A 19313-nucleotide genomic window follows, 5' to 3' on the forward strand; every position below is an offset into this window, starting at 1 on the left:
TATTACGACAGTATACGTGATTTTAATTGAGTTTCAACCAAAGAGCCGATTTTGACGTTAGATTTTTGGAAAAACCGGGAAAGGAAAATCATCTAAGAACCCTTCACTCTTGCCAATCCACCACGACACCGACACCAAGAGAAGAAAGGATGATTTCGATGAATTTCCGCTTTCATTCGCACGAGCCCAAGCCCTATTCTTTCTTTTTAGAATATACGGAACCGTTCGCGAAAGAACGCTTAGCCGAACAACTATTCGAACAAATCTCCGCAGTCCAGGAAAAACGACCAATCGTACTCGTCTGCATTGGTTCTGATCGTTCGACGGGCGACTCACTCGGTCCACTTGTCGGAACATTCCTTGAAAAACAAGCACCTGCTCATCTCCACGTTTACGGTACACTCGCTAAACCCGTCCATGCACTGAATCTCGCTGAAACGATTCACTCAATCCAAACGACCCATTACCGTCCGCTCGTCATCGCAATTGATGCGTGTCTTGGTCGACTTTCAAGCGTTGGGCACGTCTTCTTCTCGGAAGGTCCACTCGCACCCGGTGCCGGCGTTCAAAAAGAATTGCCTGCGGTCGGTGACTTCAACATTAAGGCTGTCGTTAACGTCAGTGGATTCATGGAGATGATGATTCTCCAAAATACACGGTTACATCTCGTTTATGAACTAGCAGAACTCGTCGCGAACAGTTTCCACATGCTCGATGCGAAACTATCCGCTGAATCGACACGGACGACGATTTCCTTCACGCCCCGTTCGATGTAATGAAAAAGAAGCGAACCGTCACCGGAACGCTTCTTTTTCATTGATCCGATTCAGGTAATAACAAGTCGAGCAACCGATTGAGGTCGTCTTCATCTGCAAAATCAATCTCGAGTTTCCCTGCTTGTTTGCCTTGTTTGATCCGTACCGTCGCCCCGTATTTTTCGCGAAGCGACTCTTCGACGAATTGGACAGCGGTCGCTTGTTGCGGACGCGTGGATTCTTTCCGTTCCCGAAGCGCCTGCTCTAGTCGACGGACGTTCCAATTTTCCGCCATGACGCGTTCTGCCATCTGCTCGATTTTCTTTGGATGCTTCAGCGACAACAGGGCACGGGCATGTCCCATCGATAACCGCTCATCCATCACTGCTTGTTGAACGAGTAACGGCAATTGTAGTAACCGAAGACTGTTCGTGATGTGCGAACGACTTTTGCCGACACGCTGCGCAAGCTCTGCTTGCGTGATGCCGAATTCCTCGATCATCTCTGCATACGCCATCGCCTCTTCAATCGCGGATAAATCCGCCCGTTGGATGTTTTCGATCAAAGCGAGCTCCATCACGCGTGTCTCGTCTGCTTCGATCACGAGGACCGGTACACGTTCGAATCCTGCGCGACTCGCTGCTTGATACCGTCGTTCGCCGGCGATGATTTCATAATAGCCATCACGTGGTCGGACGACGATCGGTTGGATCATCCCGTGCCGAACGAGTGATTGGGCTAACTCTTCTAATGCTTTTTCATTGAATCGTTTCCGGGGTTGAGTCGGATTCGGGCGAATCGCCCGAACAGGTAATTCGTTCACTTGCCTTCTCTCCTAAACGTAGCGGAAGGCACGACCGCTTATTCCGGACGTGCCTTCACGATGCGAATCCGCACCTCTACATATTCTTCACAATCGACTTCTTCTTTTTCAATCGTCAATCCGGTTTGCTCGATCATATCGACGGAATCGCGAAGGGTATTTAACGCAATCCGTGTATCGCGAGCAAAGCTCTTATGACGTTTTTTCTTCGGTGGCTGTGGTGTCATCAATCGTTCCACCCGGCGCTCCGTCTCCTTGACGTTCCATTCCCGTTCCAGAATTTCAGCGAGTACCGTTACTTGTAGCGCTTCATCCTTGAGCGGTAATAACGCACGGGCATGACGCTCCGTGATCGTCCGTTGCTTCAACGCTTCCCGGACATCCGTTGGCAATCGAAGCAAACGCAATTTGTTAGCAATCGTCGATTGACTACGTCCGAGCTTACGAGCTAACACTTCTTGCGTGATGTCTTGTAACGCAAGCAAGCGCTCATAGGCTTCTGCTTCTTCGATTGGTGTCAAATCTTCGCGTTGCAGATTTTCAATCAATGCCAGTGAAGCAGTCGTCTCGTCCGTCATCTCTTTGACGATGGCAGGAATCGTTTCCCAACCAAGCGAGCGCACTGCCCGGTATCGTCGTTCTCCCGCAATGATTTCGTATCCTGTTCCTTGTTTTCGAACGACGATCGGCTGGAGTAATCCATGCTCTTCGATCGTAACGGCTAGCTCTTCAATTCGGTCCCCATCAAACACTGTCCGTGGTTGGAACTGGTTTGCGACAAGTTCTGTCAATGGTAATTCCTGAACCGTCTCTTGTGGGTCAAGCTCGATCGTAGCAGGTTGCCCTCCCTTACCGAGCAGCTTGGCAATTGCATTTCTCACGTTGGCGCACCTCACCTTTATCAGTCATCGTTTCACGTGAAACGGTGTTTAGCTTAATGGATCTTTCGCAGGCGTACCCGCTTTACGCGGATATTTCCCGGGTGTTGTTCGTTTTTTATCTACAATAACGATATTACGCTCACTTTCCTCGCCTGGCAATTGGAACTGGAAACTTTCCCGTAAATTCCCACCGAGTACTTTTAAGGCAATCGCACCATCCTCGAGCTCTTCACTGACTTTCGCTGCCTTCAAGGCAACGAATTGACCCCCGACTTTCGCAAGCGGTAGGCAATATTCCGCGAGAACGGACATCCGGGCGACCGCACGTGCTGTCACGACGTCAAACCGTTCGCGGAATTGTTTATTTTTACCGAACTCTTCGGCGCGTCCATGATGGAACGCGACACCTTCGAGTCCGAGTTCCGTCGCCAAATGATTGAGGAAGCCGATTCGTTTGTTCAGTGAATCGACGATCGTCACTTGGAGATGGGGGAACATGATCTTGATCGGCAGACTTGGGAAACCAGCGCCCGCTCCGACATCACAAACCGTCGTGACCGTCGTGAAATCGAAATAGAATGCTGCTGTGATCGAATCGTAGAAGTGCTTGAGGTAGACATCTTCTTCGTCCGTGATCGCTGTCAGGTTCATCTTTTCATTCCACTCGACGAGCAGTTCATAATACCGTTTGAATTGATGCAACTGATGTTCTGAGACCTCAAGTCCCTGTGCTGCCAATGCTGTTACGAATTGCTGTTGGTTCATCTCGTTCACTCCGCAGTCAATGCGTATTGGCCTTGTTCGATATAGACAAGCAGGATCGAGATATCAGACGGGTTAACCCCTGAGATCCGGGATGCTTGTCCGATCGAGAGCGGACGCACTTGGTTTAGTTTTTGTTTCGCTTCAATCGCCAATCCACTGATCGCATCGTAATCGAGACGATCCGGAATCCGTTTTTGCTCCATCCGCATCATTTTTTCGACTTGATCAAGTTGTTTATCGATGTAGCCGGCATATTTGACTTGGATTTCGACTTGTTCTGCTGCTTCTGCAGACAGTGGTGTTTCCGGTGGTGTCATCTGCGCGATCATCGCATACGTGATTTCCGGGCGTTTCAGCAACGTGATCGCATGCAGCGCTTCCTTGAGTGGTGATGCACCAATTGCTTCTAGCTGTGCATTCACGTCCGCTGTCGCTTTGATGACGACCTTCTCAAGACGTTTCATCTCAAGACGGATTTGTTCTTGTTTATCGAGCAACTTCGCTTGGCGCTCTTCCGAGATCAATCCGAGTTCATATCCGATTTCCGATAGGCGAAGGTCCGCATTATCATGACGGAGCAACAACCGGTACTCGGCGCGTGACGTCAAGAGACGGTATGGTTCGTTCGTACCTTTCGTGACGAGATCATCGATCATGACACCGATATAGCCTTGTGAACGTGACAAGATAAGTGGTTCTTTGCCTTGGACTTGTAGTCCGGCATTGATCCCTGCCATGATTCCTTGTCCCGCTGCTTCCTCATACCCACTTGTTCCGTTGATTTGACCCGCTGTGAATAAACCAGGAACACGTTTTGTCTCGAGCGTTGGCCAGAGTTGTGTCGGAACAACGGCATCGTACTCAATCGCATAACCAGGACGCATCATTTCTGAATTCTCAAGCCCTGGAATCGAGCGGAGAATATCGTGTTGTACGTCTTCCGGCAAGCTTGTTGATAACCCTTGCACGTAGACTTCTTCCGTATCGCGACCTTCTGGCTCAAGGAAGATTTGGTGACGCGGTTTATCGTTGAACCGGACGACCTTATCTTCGATCGATGGGCAATAACGTGGACCTGTTCCTTTGATCATTCCAGAGAACATCGGGGAGCGGTGCAGGTTCGCATCGATCAACTGATGCGTATACTCCGTCGTATACGTCAACCAGCATGGGATCTGTTCCGTGATCATCTGAGTCGTTTCATGACTAAATGGAAGTGCTACTTCGTCACCTGGTTGGATCTCCGTCTTCGAGTAGTCAATCGTTTTCCCGTCAATTCGTGGTGGTGTACCTGTTTTGAAACGTGCGAGCTCAAATCCGAGTTCTTCAAGATGTTTCGATAGATTGATCGATGGCATCTGATTGTTCGGACCACTCTCGTACGACAATTCACCGATGATGATTTTTCCGCGCATGAACGTTCCTGTCGTGATGATGACCGCTTTCGCCCGGTACTCCGCTCCGGTATTCGTGACGACACCGACGCAACGTCCTTCGTCGTTAATCAATAACCGTTCGACGAGTGCTTGACGTAAGAGCAGATTAGGTTCATCCTCGAGCGCTTTTTTCATTCGGTTTTGGTATTCGAATTTATCCGCCTGTGCCCGTAGTGCTCGCACGGCAGGACCTTTTGATGTGTTTAACATTTTCATTTGAATATACGTTGCATCGATCGCGCGTGCCATTTCGCCACCGAGCGCATCGATTTCCCGGACGACGATTCCTTTTGCAGGACCACCGATCGACGGGTTGCAATACATGAATCCGACCATATCGGGATTCATTGTCAACATGACCGTTTTCGAGCCCATTCGTGCCGCAGCAAGAGAGGCTTCGATGCCGGCATGTCCGGCTCCGACGACGATGACGTCGAATTCACCTGCTTGATAAGCCATAGTACTGGTTCCTCCTTCTTATTCCACACGCAGTCGTCTCGAATTATTTCCCGAGACAGAACTGCGAAAACAACTGATCCAATAAACTATCCTGTGCTGTATCACCATTGATTTCGCCAAGCGTATCCCATGCTCGTCGTAAATCGATCTGTACCATGTCGATCGGCATCGCTGCTTCTGCTGCACCGAGAGCATCTTCAATCATTTGACTCGCGCGTTTGATGAGCTGGATGTGACGCGCATTTGAGACGTACGTCATATCCTGACTTTCGACACCCTGTTCAAAGAACAGACTCGCAATCGCCGCTTCAAGATCGTTGACGCCTGCTTCCTCGAGCAAGGATGTCGTGACGATTGGTCGACCATCAGCAAGTTCCGTGACACGCGCTAAATCAATCTGTTGCGCCAAGTCACTCTTGTTGACGATGATGATCGCGTTCATTCCTTTGATCGCTTCAAACAGCAAGACGTCCTCATCCGTCAAAACATCGTTTCCGTTGAGGACGAGTAAGATCAAGTCGGCCGTCTTTAAAGCCTGACGTGACTTTTCGACACCCATCCGTTCGACGATATCTTCCGTCTCACGAATCCCTGCCGTATCAATCAACTTCAACGGTACACCGCGAACGTTAACATATTCCTCAATCGTATCGCGCGTCGTTCCCGCGATATCCGTGACGATGGCCTTTGCTTCTTGCACCAATGTGTTGAGCAAAGACGACTTTCCGACGTTTGGTCGACCGATGATCGCTGTGGATAACCCTTCGCGCAAGATTTTTCCTTGGCGTGCCGTTGTTAATAACTCTGCTAAAATCGCGCGGACAGCACCCGCATCACGTTCGACGATCTGTTGCGTCATCTCTTCTGCATCGTATTCCGGGTAATCGATGTTGACTTCAATCGCAGCAATCGTCTGTAACAATTGTTGACGTAAGTCTTGGACGAGTTTCGAGAGACGTCCTTCAATCTGACTGACGGCGACATGCATCGCTCGGTCCGTCTTCGCCCGGATCAGATCCATGACGGCTTCCGCTTGTGATAAATCGATGCGTCCGTTCAAGAACGCACGTTTCGTAAATTCACCAGGTTCCGCCAGCCGGACTTCCGGTTGGGCGAGGATGAGTTCGAGGACACGATTGACCGCGACGACTCCTCCATGACAATTCAATTCGATGACATCTTCACGTGTAAACGTCTTTGGTGCGCGCATGACACTCACCATCACTTCATCGACGACACGGTCCGCCTCATGGTCGACCAATTTCCCGTAATGAATCGTATGGGTTGGTACTTCCGTCAAGCGGTTGCTCCCTTTATAAACACGGTCGGCTACAGCGACTGCATCAGGACCTGATAAGCGCACGATCGCAATCGCCCCTTCTCCCATCGGCGTCGAAATCGCGGCAATCGTATCAAATTCCATCATCCGTTCTTCCACCTCGTTTTTCTTCTGTCTTTTTATGAGTATTTAATCCTTAATCGTTGCAATGGGTATAACGAAACAACTATACACGAAATGACGCAAAAGAAAAAGAGCGACACTCTGTCAAAACAAAGCGTCGCTCTTCACGTATTAGCGTTTCTTTTTCGATTTTTTAGGAGCCGGAGCTGCTTGTGCTGCTTCTTTTTCACGTTTAGCAGCCATTGTTGCTTCCGTCTGCAACTTAATCTTTTCACGCATCGGCTTCATGATGACGATCGTGACGATGATCGAGAAGATGTAACCGACGACCCAGTAAAGCGAAAGGGCAGATGGGAGTGTAACACCCATGATGAAGATCATGATTGGGAAGACGTAGAGCATGATTTTCATTTGTGGATTGTCTTCTTGACCTGCCATCGAGATCTTTTGTTGCAGATACGTCAGTACTGCAGACATGATCGGCAAGATGAAGAATGGATCCGGTTTCCCAAGGTCGAACCAGAGGAACGTATGTTGGAAAATAGCCGGTGTATAAATGATGGCGTTATAGAACGCGATCAAGATCGGCATTTGGATCAAGATCGGTAAACAGCCTGCGAGTGGATTGACGTTGTGCTCTTGGTAGAGCTTCATCATTTCCTGTTGCAATTTCTGTTGCGTCTCTTGGTCTTTTGAGCTGTATTTCTCACGAAGCTTCATCATTTCAGGCTGGATGACTTGCATTCCACCCATACTCTTCGTTTGTTTGATCATCAATGGAAGGATGACAAGACGAACGAGAAGTGTCGTAATGATGATTCCGATACCGTAATCACCGCTAAAGAACTGTGAAATCTCACGAATCAACCACGCCATCGGCCAAACGAAGTAATGTTTCCAAAAACCTTCTGTGTCTGCTGTGATCGGTTCACCTGTACCATACGTGCTAGGTGTACAGCCGGATAATACGATCGCGAGCACGGACATGAGTCCGAGAGTTAACCAAATCTTAGTTCTCTTGTTCATAATTCCTCCTAGAAATTGTTTACGCTTTGTCGAACGCCATCTTCTTCTATAGTAAGGCAAGGAAAGGGAGCGCCGTACAAATCAACAGGATGCATTGCTACGATTCATTTTTTTGATCGCATCCAGACACCGGAACGTTTGAGGACGTGACGGAGACTGTCAGCCACTTCTTGCGCGGTCATCTTCGCGGCCGGATTGCGCGCGATGATCACCAAATCATAATTCGGGGCAATCGAGGCTTCATGCTGCTGGCATGCTTCCCGAAGATACCGTTTCACCTGATTCCGGACGACGGCATTCCCGATTTTCTTACTGACGGATAAACCAACCCGAAAGTGAGTCTGTTGCTCCTTTTTCAAGGCATACACGACAAATTGCCGATTTGCGACAGAGGCTCCTTTAGTAAACACCGCTTGGAACTCCTTGTCTTTCTTGACGCGGTATTCCTTCTTCACCTTATTCACACTCCATCCTGACACTACGAAAATTCGTCGTCTCTCATCATATCATAGAATAAACATGCGACGCGATAGGGCGCATGTGACAAAAGCACGAACACACGAAAAAACATAAAAAAAAATCACCTCGGACCATGCCCGAAGTGATGGATGCATCAATGCATTAGACAGTCAAGGCTTTGCGGCCCTTAAGACGGCGAGCAGCCAAGATACGGCGGCCACTCTTCGTAGCCATACGCGCACGGAATCCGTGAACTTTTTTACGCTTACGGTTGTTTGGGTTGAAAGTTGGTTTCATTCGTCTGCACCTCCTTTAAAAGATCTTTATAACCAATTGTTATTTTCTACTTTAAGGCAGTCTTGTACATTATATAAACTGATTGTGGCATTGTCAATGAAAGTTCAGAAGATTTCTTGTCCTGCTTAAGGGAGTTCTAGTTTGAAAACAGGCAATAGGATTCGACTGTGCAAACTCTATTACGCGATAGAATACATATGGGTCATAGAGGGGATGTTTGTAGACTTATCCACCTATCCACAGACTTATCCACATTATCCACACTTTCCGTGGATAACTCTTCACTTTGTCTACGATAGTATTTTTTAAAATCGACGTCAATCCTCGATTTTGGATTTCCTTTTTCCACTTCTTTTGTATTTTGTGAATAACTCTTTTTCAACGCTTCCTCTTTCGAAAAGTTATCCACCTCTTATCCACAATTTATCCACACTATCCACAGCTTGTGGGTAACTACCTGTGGACGGTTTAATTTACTTGTGGATAAATCATTCCAACCATTGCCAGGGCTCATTTCTTTTGATACACTAATTGTGCATAACATGATCCTGATCGTTCAGGACAAAACAAGTTATACACACCCTGTGGATAACTTTATACACAGATTCAACTGCCTGTGGATAACGTTATCCACAGTTTTTACGTTATGGGGATAAGTCGAGTTTCTTCATTAACTTTGTCTGTGTATAAGCCTGTGTACAAAAATTTTCTATCTTGATAAAAAAAGGGGGGTATTTATGAAAAACGCTGCCGAACTTTGGCATAATGTCTTATCTGTGATCGAGGAAGAGGAACGAACACCGAAAGCTAGTTATGATATGTGGTTAAAATCCACAGAAGGCGTCACGTTAAATGGAACGACACTACTCGTTTCAGCACCAGCTGCGTTTACGGTGACATGGCTCGAGCGCCAGTACTTATCTTTACTCGAAGACACAGTTGAGGAAGTAACAGGAAGCCGACTCGATATTCAGTTCATTGAAGAGGGACAAGCGAAGAAAATGCTCGATCGACAAGAAGAGGAACGTGTTGAGGCAACACCGACTCCGAAATCACGTCCATCGAACATGCGGAGACCAACAGAGGAACTGACGATGAGTGAACTCGGACAATTGAATGAGAAGTATACGTTCGATACATTCGTCATCGGATCGGGGAACCGTTTTGCGCATGCCGCTTCACTTGCTGTTGCGGAAGCGCCTGCTAAAGCATACAATCCGCTTTTCATCTATGGTGGCGTTGGTCTTGGCAAAACCCATCTGATGCATGCCATCGGACAGTACGTTCAAGATCAAAATCTCGGGACACGGATTGCCTATGTCTCTTCTGAACGCTTTACGAATGACTTCATTAACTCCATCCGTGATAATAAGACGGTTGAGTTTCGAAATAAATACCGTAACATCGATGTCCTCTTAATTGATGACATCCAGTTCCTTGCGGGCAAAGAACAGACGCAAGAAGAGTTTTTCCACACATTCAATGCCTTGCACAACGACCAAAAACAAATCATCATCTCAAGTGACCGACCACCAAAAGAGATTCCAACGCTTGAAGATCGGCTTCGTTCTCGTTTCGAATGGGGATTAATCACCGACATCACGCCACCGGATCTCGAGACACGGATTGCGATTTTACGGAAAAAGGCGAATGCGGAGCAACTTGACGTCTCAAACGAAGTCATGCTTTACATCGCAAGTCAAATTGATACGAACATTCGGGAGCTCGAAGGGGCGTTGACGCGTGTCATTGCCTATGCGAATCTCGTCGGGCGACCAATCGATCCAAATGTCGCTGCAGAAGCCTTGCATAACATCATGCCGGTCGCTGAACCGCGTAAAGTCACGATTCGTGACATCCAGGAGTCGGTCAGTAAACATTTCAACTTACCGTTTGATGATCTGAAGGCGAAGAAACGGACGAAATCGATTGCCTTCCCACGTCAAATCGCGATGTATCTTTCACGTGAGATGACAGAGAGCTCTTTACCGAAAATCGGAGAGGAATTCGGGGGACGCGACCATACGACCGTCATCCATGCCCATGAAAAGATCAGCATGTTGATCAAATCGGATGGGGAAACGGGAAAAGTCATCGAACAAATCAAACATGAATTGAAGCATTCGTAAAACTGTGGATAAACATGTGGATAAAGTAGGGTAGTTATCCACAACTTATCCACACCGTTTTTGGCTTTATACCAAGTTATCCACCGACTTATCCACACTATCCACAGCCCCTAAGACTATTATTAAAAAAATATATTATTATGTTATGATGGGCGCATGCCCATTATTTTCGAGAGGAGTCTAACGACGATATGCATATCACCATTCAACGCGAAGCTTTAATTCAAGCAGTACAAGATGTAGCCAAAGCGGTCTCATCCCGCACGACGATTCCGATTCTGACAGGAATCAAACTCGAAGCTCATGGAGATGGTATGACGCTGACAGGAAGCGATACAGAAATCTCGATTGAACGGACGATCTATGCAGAAGAGAATGGAACATCCTATGTCACGGTTCACCGTGCTGGTAGTGTCGTCTTGAATGCCCGCTTCTTCGGCGATATCGTCAAAAAGATGCCAAAAGACGAAGTCACACTCGAAGTCTCACCGAACTTCATGACACGGATTCAGTCAGGAACAGCGGAATTCCATTTGAACGGTCTTGATCCAGATGAGTTCCCACGCCTTCCGCAAGTCGATGGGGGACAACGTTTCCGTTTACCGGCTGATCTCTTACGTTCGATGATTCGCCAAACAAGCTTTGCTGTCGCTGTTCAAGAAACACGTCCTGTTCTGACAGGTGTGAACTTCTCAGCTGACAAAGGCATCTTGACGTGTGTCTCAACGGATAGTCACCGTTTAGCCCTTCGTCGTGCTCAGTTTGAGACAGATACGGACATCTCGTTCCAGAACGTCATCGTTCCAGGGAAGAGCTTAAATGAATTATCGAAGTTGCTTGGGGACGGTCATGTGGATATCACGATCACGAACCAACAAATCTTGTTCAAGATGAAGCACGTCCTCTTCTTCTCGCGTCTACTCGACGGAAACTATCCGGATACATCACGTTTGATTCCAGAAGAGTACCGGACAGCTGTCCGCATGAATGCGAAAGAATTGCTTCAAGCGATCGATCGCGCGTCGCTGCTTGCACGTGAGGACCGTAACAATGTCATCAAGTTCGCAGCTGAAGGAACGACAGCGGTCGAGATCTCTTCGCATTCACCAGAAGTCGGGAAAGTCTCGGAGCAAGTCAGCATCCTGTCGCTTGAAGGAGAAGAGCTGAAAATCTCGTTCAACTCGAAGTACATGATGGATGCCTTGAAGGCGCTTGACGCGACAGATATCGAAATCCAGTTCACGGGTTCGATTCGTCCATTCATCTTGCATCCAGTCGATCAAGATAATGTCCTGCAACTGATTCTTCCAGTACGGACAGCATAAGCATCAACAGAAAACACGTGACAAGACGGGTTCGATCGTTTCGACATCGGACCCGTCTTTTCGTATACCGTATATACGTTCGGGGATTTTGCTAAATCGTCTAATGTTTAGTACAATAAAGAGTACGTCATTTATAATATGTAGGTAGGAGGAGTCAATCCATGCAAGAAATCAGAATTACAACGGAATATGTCACATTAGGGCAGTTCCTGAAGCTATCGGATATCATCTCAAGCGGAGGACAAGCCAAACCGTTTTTAGCAGAGGTACCGATTCTAGTCAACGGCGAGGTCGATCAGCGACGTGGTCGTAAATTACGGGATGGAGACATCATTGATGTAGAAGACTACGGTCAGTTCATCATCAAGAACGAGGGCAACTAACGTGCGGCTGGATTCAGTCCGACTCAGTCATTATCGCAACTATGACGCACTCGAACTGTCATTCTCCGAAAAAACGAATGTCCTGATTGGTGAAAATGCACAAGGGAAGACGAACTTACTGGAAGCAATCTATGTCCTTGCTCTCGCGAAGTCGCACCGGACGACGCATGACAAGGAACTGATCGGTTGGGACCAGGAAACAGCGCGCGTCGAAGGACGTGTCGTCAAGCGGACCGGTTCCCATGTTCAAGAAATCGTCATCTCGGGTCGCGGGAAAAAAGCAAAGCTGAATCATCTAGAGCAACGACGCTTAAGTGATTATGTTGGGGCACTGAACATCGTTTTATTCGCCCCGGAAGATTTGCATATCGTCAAAGGTAGTCCACAAGTCCGCAGACGATTTCTCGATATGGAGATTGGTCAAGTCAGCCCGGTCTATCTGCATGAATTGAGCCAGTATCTGAAAGTGTTGAAGCAGCGGAATGCATTGCTGAAACAACTGTCCATGAAGGGAGGAGACGAGACCTTCCTTGATATCTTGACGGAGCAAATGATTACGCTAGCCGTTAAAATCGTTCAGCGCCGGCATCATTTCATGGCCCAACTCGAAAAGTGGGCACGACCGATTCATGACGGAATCAGTCGTGGACAGGAAGAACTCGCGCTCATCTATCGTTCGGACACATTCGGCGACGAATTACTCGATGTCGAAGGAATGACTGCGTCCTACACGCGGAAGTTTGGTAAAATAAAAGAAAATGAAATCCGAAGAGGAGTTACGTTGTTTGGACCACATCGCGATGACTTCGAGATGGAAGTCAACGGACGAAACGTCCAAACGTATGGTTCACAAGGACAACAACGGACAGCAGCCCTCTCGTTAAAGCTTGCGGAGATCGAATTGATTCATGAGGAAGTAGGGGAATATCCACTTCTTCTGCTCGACGATGTCTTATCCGAGCTTGATGATCATCGTCAAACACATTTGCTCGATACGATGCAACAAAAGGTCCAGACGATCCTGACGACGACAAGCGTCGACGGGATTGCGCATGAAACGATCAACCAAGCGAAGTTGTTCCACGTGAAACAAGGGACAGTCGATTTGGAAGAGACATCATATAAAGAAACAGTAGGTGAGAAAACCGATGAGTAATCATGAAGATATGGAATTGGAACAAGGGTACGGTGCCGATCAGATTCAAGTACTTGAAGGATTAGAAGCAGTACGTAAACGTCCAGGGATGTATATCGGCTCGACGGCATCAAAGGGTCTCCATCACCTCGTATGGGAGATCGTCGATAACTCGATCGATGAGGCGCTCGCAGGATACTGTGACACGATCAAGGTCACGATTGAACCAGGAAACTCGATCTTAGTCGAGGATAACGGACGTGGTATTCCAGTCGACATTCAAGAGAAGATGGGTCGTCCTGCCGTTGAAGTCATTTTGACAGTCCTCCATGCCGGTGGTAAGTTCGGCGGCGGCGGATATAAAGTATCGGGCGGATTACACGGTGTTGGGGCTTCGGTCGTTAACGCTCTGTCGACGAAACTTGAAGTGTTCGTCAAACGGAACGAGAAGCTGTATTATCAAGCGTACCATCGCGGTGTACCAGCGCAAGATCTCGAAGTAATCGGAACATCAGAAGAGACAGGAACGACGATTCGTTTCTTCCCAGACGGTGAGATTTTCCAAGAGACGCTCGAGTATGACTATGATTTGCTAGCAACACGCCTTCGCGAGCTTGCTTTCTTGAACAAAGGCCTGAAGATCATCATCACGGATGATCGTGCGGATGAGCCGATGACACGTAGCTTCCACTATGAAGGTGGAATCAAGTCCTACGTCGAGCACTTGAACCGTTCAAAAGAAGTCGTTCATGCGGAACCTGTCTATGTACACGGAACAAAAGATGGCATCGAAGTCGAAGTCGCGCTTCAGTACAACGACGGATTTGCGTCAAACATCTACTCGTTCACGAACAACATCCCGACGCATGAGGGTGGTACGCATGAGACGGGCTTTAAGACAGCTCTGACACGCGTCATCAATGACTATGCGAAGAAGTTCGGTTTGATGAAGGATGCGGACGGTACGTTATCCGGTGAGGACGTACGTGAAGGAATGACCGCGATCGTTTCCGTCAAACACCCGAACCCACAGTTCGAAGGTCAGACGAAAACGAAACTCGGGAACTCCGACGCGCGTACGGTTACGGATTCACTCTTCTCTGGTGCGTTTGAGCAGTTCATGCTCGAAAATCCGACGAACGCACGCGCAATCGTCGAAAAAGGGATGATGGCGTCGCGTGCCCGCATGGCAGCGAAACGCGCCCGTGAACTGACACGCCGTAAAGGTGTTCTCGAAGTGAGCTCGCTTCCAGGTAAACTGGCCGACTGTTCGTCACGTGATGCGTCGATTTCCGAATTGTACATCGTCGAGGGTGACTCGGCGGGTGGTTCTGCGAAATCCGGACGCGATCGTCATTTCCAAGCAATCTTACCGATTCGCGGTAAAATCTTGAACGTTGAGAAAGCACGTCTTGATAAGATTCTCGGAAGCAATGAGATTCGGACGATCATCACGGCACTCGGAACAAGTATCGGTTCTGAGTTCAATATCGAAAAAGCACGCTATCACAAAGTCATCATCATGACCGATGCCGATGTCGATGGTGCCCACATCCGGACACTCTTGTTGACGTTCTTCTACCGTTACATGCGTCCGCTTGTCGAGCATGGGTATGTCTATATCGCTCAGCCACCGCTATACGGGATCAAACAAGGGAAGAACATCACGTACGTGCATAACGAACGTGAATTGACAGAGGCGCTTGCAGCGCTTCCTGAAAACGCACGGTACGACATTCAGCGCTACAAAGGTCTTGGGGAGATGGATCCAGAGCAACTTTGGGAAACGACGATGGATCCAAGTGGTCGTCAAATGTTACGTGTCGAGCTTCAAGATGCGATCGAAGCGGATGAAGTCTTTGATATCTTGATGGGAGATCAAGTCGAACCACGACGCGACTTCATTCAATCACACGCACATTACGTCAAGAACCTGGATATTTAACGCTGAACAGAGAGGGTGGCCAGAAGCATGTCCGAACAAAATCACGGAATCATCAAGGATATTAATATCAGTCAAGAGATGCGTACGTCCTTCATGGACTACGCGATGAGCGTCATCGTCGCACGTGCTCTTCCGGACGTACGGGACGGCTTAAAACCCGGACACCGCCGGATTCTCTATGCGATGAACGACCTCGGTATTCGTGCCGATAAACCACATAAAAAGTCTGCCCGTATCGTCGGGGAAGTCATCGGTAAGTATCACCCGCACGGGGATTCTGCCGTCTATGACACGATGGTCCGCATGGCACAAGACTTCAGCTACCGTTACGAACTCGTCGATGGACACGGAAACTTCGGGTCTGTCGATGGGGACTCGGCGGCTGCGATGCGATATACGGAAGCTCGTATGTCAAAAATCGCGATGGAGATCGTTCGCGATATCAACAAAAACACAGTCGATTTCAAAGATAACTACGATGGTTCGGAACGCGAACCGGAAGTCTTACCGTCACGCTTCCCGAACTTACTCGTCAACGGTTCGAGCGGGATCGCGGTCGGAATGGCAACGAACATTCCACCACATCAGCTTGGCGAAGTCATCGATGGTGTCTTAGCCTTGTCGCACGACCCAGAAATCACGATCCAAGAACTGATGCAGCACATTCCGGGACCTGATTTCCCGACAGCTGGTGAAATTCTTGGTCGGAGCGGGATTCGTCGCGCTTATGAAACAGGACGTGGCTCAATCATCGTCCGTGCGAAAGCAGAAATCGAACAGACGAAGAAAGACCGGGAACGGATCATCGTGACGGAGCTGCCTTATCAAGTCAATAAAGCCCGCCTCGTTGAAAAGATTGCCGATCTCGTTCGCGAGAAAAAGATTGAAGGCATCACCGATTTACGGGATGAGTCAGATCGCCGCGGTATGCGCATCGTCATGGAAGTTCGTCGTGACGCCAATGCGAGCGTCATCTTAAATAACTTGTATAAACAGACGTCGATGCAAACGACGTTTGGTGTCAACATGCTTGCGATCGTCGGCGGACGTCCGAAAACATTGACGCTCAAGGAAATGCTTTATCATTACCTCGAGCATCAAAAAGAAATCGTGCGTCGTCGGACACAGTTCGATCTTGAAAAAGCAGAAGCACGTGAACACTTGCTCGCCGGTCTACGGATTGCACTCGATCATTTGGATGAAGTCATTCAAATCATCCGCGGGAACCGGACAGCGGACGCAGCACGTGAACAGTTGATGGAGCGTTTTGCGTTATCCGAGAAACAATCACAAGCGATTCTCGATATGCGCTTGCAACGCCTGACAGGTCTTGAACGGGAGAAGATCGAAGCAGAGTATGACGAAATCATGCAATTGATCGCGGAACTGAACCGCATCCTTGCGAGTGAGGAAGTCTTGCTTGATTTAATCCGGACAGAGCTCGAGGAGTTGAAAGAACGTTTCAACGACGAACGTCGGACGGAAATCCGCATGGACCACATCGAATTCGAAGATGAAGATTTGATTCCGGAACAGGATATCATCATCACGTTGACAAGCAGTGGCTACATCAAACGGATGACGACGGATTCGTACCGGACACAACGCCGCGGCGGACGTGGGGTTCAAGGAATCGGAACGAACGACGAGGATTACGTCACGCGTCTCTTGTCTTGTTCGACGCACGATACGATTCTATTCTTTACGAACCGCGGAAAAGTCTACCGGATTCGTGGATACGAAGTACCAGAGATGAGCCGGACATCAAAAGGTGTACCGATTATCAACCTCATCCAAATCGAACGCGACGAAAAGGTCGAGACGATGATTCCAGTCAACTTCAAACGTTATCTCGAGGAGCAACAAGCACCTGTCGAGGTGATCGAAGGAGAGATTGAAGAGACGGAAGAAACGCTCGAAACGGAAGAAGTCGTTCAAGATGAGCAAAAATCATTGATCTTCATGACACGTAAAGGACGCGTCAAACGTTCACCGTTGTCTGCGTACGCACGGATCAACAAAAACGGTTTGATCGCGATTCGATTGTTTGAAGACGACGAGTTGACATCGGTTCGTCTCGCATCGACGGACGATGAAGTCTTTGCTGTTTCAACAAGTGGGAAAGCGATTCGTTTCCCAATCACGAATGTCCGCTCGATGGGACGTGGCGCTCGTGGTGTCAAAGCGATGACGTTACGTCCAGACGATTTCGTCGTCGGGATGGAACTTGCACGTGATGCCCAAGATGTTCTTGTCATTACGGAAAAAGGATTCGGTAAACGGACACCGATGACCGAGTTCCGTAGCCAGTCTCGTGGTGGTAAAGGATTAATCGCGAGTAAGGTGACAGAACGCGTCGGTCAAATCGTTGCCATGCGAATCGTTGATGTCGATGATGACATCATGATCATGACAGAGAGCGGTATCGTCATTCGGACAGACTCGCAATACATTTCACGTGTCGGCCGGAATACCCAAGGGGTGAAGGTCATTCGAATCGAAGAAGGTGACCGTGTTGCGACGGTTGCGAAACTGAAACGAGAAGAGACTGATGAAATGGAAGAAGACACTGACATCGTGTCTGAAGAGAATGTAGTCGAATCGGATGCTCCAGAAGAAGCGGAAGAGTAAGCAAGACGTCAGCAAGGAAGCAGCAGAGTGATACTACTCTGCTGCTTTTATCTACATATATAGATAGAAAGAAAATAAAATAAAAAAGGAGACGAAACGATATGCGAGTGGCAAGTAATCAATTACGCATCGGGGATCGTTTAACGGAACCCATCTATTTACATACAGATCATCCAATCGTAGAAGCAGGTAAAAAGATAGGGACGGATGAGTTGCGACGGATTCAACGATTTTTGATTAAAGAAGTCGTCATCGAAGATCGACCGGATCTAATCGAAAGCGAGGAGGTGCAAGCTGAAACCGTAGCGGCTCATACAGAAAATCCGTTTGAAGCATTCATTCGTTCTTACAATAAAGTCTTCATGTCATGGGAACAGGGAATAAAGCCGAATGTGTATGAAGCATTGAGCTGGGTCAAACAGTCCGTTCCAGAACGGATTACGAGACAAGATGTCTTACCATTCTTCCTCGAGCGAGGAACGGAAGCTTATACAGTTCGACATGCCATCTATCGAGGGGCAATTGCGCAAATGCTTGCTGAAGCAGTCGGAAAAGATCGGAAATTAATCCATGAGTTATGGACAGCTTCTTATTTTGCTGACTACGGTCTCGCGCGAATCATGGAATGGCGTCATACGAAACGCTATGAAGCAATGCAACAAGAAATCTTCCACCGGCACCCCGCAATGGCATATCAAGCATTGCAAAAGGAGACGATCATTTCAGATACGGTCAATCGCTTGATTGTTCAACATCATGAACGACTAGATGGAACGGGTTATCCTTTAAAGGTAAAGGGAGATAAGATTACGGATCATAGTCGACTTTTTATTGTGGCAGATGTCTTTGCTGCGATGACAAGTTGGCGTCCATATCGAGAAGCATATACACCGTTTGATGCATACCGTCATTTAAAAGCACGACCGATGCAATATTGCTCGAAGTATGTCCTATTGCTCGGACAGTTACTTTTACCAATCGAAGTCGGTGATCGTGTCCTGATGAGTAATGGAAAGATTGCAACGATCGTTCGAAAGAATACAATTTTTGATCGACCTGTTATTTCATATGAAGAACAAGGACGGATGATAGTCATTGATTTAATGGAAGAACGGCAACATAGCATCATTCAGTTGATGGATTAATAGGAAATACGTAGCCTCTTGAGCCGGAATCGTAAGGTTCAAGAGGCTTATTCATGATTTTAAAAACAATTTTAAAATAAGTGTTGCACAATAATAAAACGCATGATATATTATTACATGTCCTTAACAACGACAAGCGCTTGAAACAAACAAAAAAACAATTTCAAAAAAGTTGTTGACTTCTTGTTTCAAACTTGGTATTCTAATTGAGTCGCCAAAACAGGCGCGGACGAACTTTGAAAACTGAACGATGAGGCAAAAATCGTATTCTACGGAATACAAAAACGAATGAAGCGCAAGCTTCGTCAATCGTGACT

The 19313-nt window shown here is 47.8% G+C and carries 16 protein-coding genes; 8 read left to right on the forward strand and 8 right to left on the reverse strand.

What is annotated here, in order from left to right; translation table 11 throughout:
* Positions 1–158 precede the first annotated feature (158 nt).
* On the forward strand, positions 159–776 hold the full coding sequence (gene yyaC, locus KNQ12_RS13760; RefSeq protein ID WP_034786343.1) for a spore protease YyaC: 618 nt from the start codon (positions 159–161) through the stop codon (positions 774–776).
* A gap of 37 nt (positions 777–813) precedes the next feature.
* Here yyaC and KNQ12_RS17160 read toward each other — a convergent pair whose 3' ends face one another.
* From KNQ12_RS17160 to rpmH, 8 genes are all read right to left on the reverse strand, one after another.
* Positions 814–1578, reverse strand: a complete 765-nt coding sequence (locus KNQ12_RS17160; RefSeq protein ID WP_035395440.1) for a ParB/RepB/Spo0J family partition protein — start codon at positions 1576–1578, stop codon at positions 814–816.
* 38 nt (positions 1579–1616) lie between these two features.
* Positions 1617–2459, reverse strand: a complete 843-nt coding sequence (gene noc, locus KNQ12_RS13770; RefSeq protein ID WP_023469857.1) for a nucleoid occlusion protein — start codon at positions 2457–2459, stop codon at positions 1617–1619.
* Between the two features lie 48 nt (positions 2460–2507).
* On the reverse strand, positions 2508–3224 hold the full coding sequence (gene rsmG, locus KNQ12_RS13775) for a 16S rRNA (guanine(527)-N(7))-methyltransferase RsmG (RefSeq protein ID WP_023469858.1): 717 nt from the start codon (positions 3222–3224) through the stop codon (positions 2508–2510).
* 5 nt (positions 3225–3229) lie between these two features.
* Positions 3230–5119, reverse strand: coding sequence for a tRNA uridine-5-carboxymethylaminomethyl(34) synthesis enzyme MnmG (gene mnmG / locus KNQ12_RS13780; RefSeq protein ID WP_214748980.1), 1890 nt, complete (start codon positions 5117–5119; stop codon positions 3230–3232).
* A gap of 43 nt (positions 5120–5162) precedes the next feature.
* Positions 5163–6545: a tRNA uridine-5-carboxymethylaminomethyl(34) synthesis GTPase MnmE gene (gene mnmE, locus KNQ12_RS13785; RefSeq protein WP_023469860.1), complete on the reverse strand. Its 1383-nt coding sequence runs from the start codon at positions 6543–6545 to the stop codon at positions 5163–5165.
* Between the two features lie 147 nt (positions 6546–6692).
* Entirely contained in the window at positions 6693–7547 is an 855-nt protein-coding gene (yidC, locus tag KNQ12_RS13790; protein WP_035395434.1) for a membrane protein insertase YidC, read from the reverse strand.
* 104 nt (positions 7548–7651) lie between these two features.
* The gene (gene rnpA, locus KNQ12_RS13795) at positions 7652–8002 is read right to left on the reverse strand and encodes a ribonuclease P protein component (protein ID WP_023469862.1); all 351 of its coding nucleotides are present in this window, start codon (positions 8000–8002) and stop codon (positions 7652–7654) included.
* A 166-nt stretch (positions 8003–8168) separates the two neighbouring features.
* Positions 8169–8303, reverse strand: a complete 135-nt coding sequence (gene rpmH, locus KNQ12_RS13800; protein WP_012371910.1) for a 50S ribosomal protein L34 — start codon at positions 8301–8303, stop codon at positions 8169–8171.
* Between the two features lie 737 nt (positions 8304–9040).
* On the opposite strand from rpmH, the gene dnaA reads away from it, so the two are divergent.
* The 7 genes from dnaA to KNQ12_RS13835 all read left to right on the forward strand — a co-directional run bounded on the left by dnaA (position 9041) and on the right by KNQ12_RS13835 (position 18996).
* A complete protein-coding gene (gene dnaA, locus KNQ12_RS13805) occupies positions 9041–10432 on the forward strand; it encodes a chromosomal replication initiator protein DnaA (RefSeq protein WP_023469863.1) in 1392 nt (463 codons plus the stop codon).
* Between the two features lie 191 nt (positions 10433–10623).
* Positions 10624–11757 (forward strand): DNA polymerase III subunit beta, encoded by a 1134-nt coding sequence (gene dnaN, locus KNQ12_RS13810; RefSeq protein WP_023469864.1) that lies wholly within the window; start codon positions 10624–10626, stop codon positions 11755–11757.
* A gap of 161 nt (positions 11758–11918) precedes the next feature.
* Complete coding sequence (gene yaaA, locus KNQ12_RS13815; RefSeq protein WP_023469865.1) at positions 11919–12140, forward strand: S4 domain-containing protein YaaA; 222 nt, start codon at positions 11919–11921, stop codon at positions 12138–12140.
* Position 12141: 1 nt separating this feature from the next.
* Positions 12142–13296: a DNA replication/repair protein RecF gene (gene recF, locus KNQ12_RS13820; protein ID WP_023469866.1), complete on the forward strand. Its 1155-nt coding sequence runs from the start codon at positions 12142–12144 to the stop codon at positions 13294–13296.
* 10 nt (positions 13297–13306) lie between these two features.
* The gene (gyrB, locus tag KNQ12_RS13825; RefSeq protein ID WP_200864062.1) at positions 13307–15220 is read left to right on the forward strand and encodes a DNA topoisomerase (ATP-hydrolyzing) subunit B; all 1914 of its coding nucleotides are present in this window, start codon (positions 13307–13309) and stop codon (positions 15218–15220) included.
* A gap of 27 nt (positions 15221–15247) precedes the next feature.
* Positions 15248–17851, forward strand: coding sequence for a DNA gyrase subunit A (gene gyrA, locus KNQ12_RS13830; protein ID WP_214748983.1), 2604 nt, complete (start codon positions 15248–15250; stop codon positions 17849–17851).
* A gap of 101 nt (positions 17852–17952) precedes the next feature.
* Positions 17953–18996 carry an HD-GYP domain-containing protein gene (locus KNQ12_RS13835; RefSeq protein ID WP_075643171.1) on the forward strand — a complete coding sequence of 348 codons (1044 nt, stop codon included), beginning with the start codon at positions 17953–17955 and terminating at the stop codon, positions 18994–18996.
* The last annotated feature ends 317 nt before the right edge of the window (positions 18997–19313 follow it).

The sequence above is a fragment of the Exiguobacterium sp. s11 genome (genome assembly GCF_018619015.1).
Lineage (GTDB): Bacteria > Bacillota > Bacilli > Exiguobacteriales > Exiguobacteriaceae > Exiguobacterium_A > Exiguobacterium_A indicum.

Bases quoted from the DNA above. Each gene is read 5' to 3' on its own strand.
- mnmE (WP_023469860.1), bottom strand. From the start codon at position 6,545: ATGATGGAATTTGATACGATTGCCGCGATTTCGACGCCGATGGGAGAA.
- yaaA (WP_023469865.1), top strand. From the start codon at position 11,919: ATGCAAGAAATCAGAATTACAACGGAATATGTCACATTAGGGCAGTTC.
- yyaC (WP_034786343.1), top strand. From the start codon at position 159: ATGAATTTCCGCTTTCATTCGCACGAGCCCAAGCCCTATTCTTTCTTT.
- rsmG (WP_023469858.1), bottom strand. From the start codon at position 3,224: ATGAACCAACAGCAATTCGTAACAGCATTGGCAGCACAGGGACTTGAG.
- gyrA (WP_214748983.1), top strand. From the start codon at position 15,248: ATGTCCGAACAAAATCACGGAATCATCAAGGATATTAATATCAGTCAA.
- mnmG (WP_214748980.1), bottom strand. From the start codon at position 5,119: ATGGCTTATCAAGCAGGTGAATTCGACGTCATCGTCGTCGGAGCCGGA.
- gyrB (WP_200864062.1), top strand. From the start codon at position 13,307: ATGGAATTGGAACAAGGGTACGGTGCCGATCAGATTCAAGTACTTGAA.
- KNQ12_RS13835 (WP_075643171.1), top strand. From the start codon at position 17,953: ATGCGAGTGGCAAGTAATCAATTACGCATCGGGGATCGTTTAACGGAA.
- rpmH (WP_012371910.1), bottom strand. From the start codon at position 8,303: ATGAAACCAACTTTCAACCCAAACAACCGTAAGCGTAAAAAAGTTCAC.
- yidC (WP_035395434.1), bottom strand. From the start codon at position 7,547: ATGAACAAGAGAACTAAGATTTGGTTAACTCTCGGACTCATGTCCGTG.
- dnaA (WP_023469863.1), top strand. From the start codon at position 9,041: ATGAAAAACGCTGCCGAACTTTGGCATAATGTCTTATCTGTGATCGAG.
- dnaN (WP_023469864.1), top strand. From the start codon at position 10,624: ATGCATATCACCATTCAACGCGAAGCTTTAATTCAAGCAGTACAAGAT.